This is a genomic window from Pseudoalteromonas sp. S2721, from assembly GCF_005887425.1.
Taxonomy (GTDB): Bacteria; Pseudomonadota; Gammaproteobacteria; order Enterobacterales; family Alteromonadaceae; genus Pseudoalteromonas; species Pseudoalteromonas simplex.
This window is the reverse complement of sequence record NZ_PNCZ01000178.1, coordinates 1-226: the sequence shown is the minus strand read 5'-3', so window position 1 is coordinate 226 and position 226 is coordinate 1. Positions and strand designations below refer to the sequence as shown.

At 51.8% G+C, this 226-nt stretch carries 1 protein-coding gene; it reads left to right on the top strand.

Annotated features, from left to right (window positions below; all coding sequences use genetic code 11):
- On the top strand, positions 1–226 hold a 226-nt coding region (locus CWC02_RS20700; protein ID WP_283235079.1), incomplete at both ends, for a biotin/lipoyl-containing protein.

Genomic DNA, 226 nt, shown 5'->3' with positions numbered 1-226 from the left:
AATCAGTCGCAGACGCTACAATTGCTACTTGGCACGTTCACCGAGGTGAAGCGGTATCCCGCGACCAAACCCTTGTTGCCATCGCAGCTGATAAAGGTGTTCTTGAAGTTGTTGCTGAAGAAGACGGTATCATGGGTGAGCACATTCACGCTGAAGGCGAAACAGTACTTGGTGAGCAAGTAATTGGTACAGTTAAAGCGGGTGCAGCACCGGCAGCAGCAGCTCC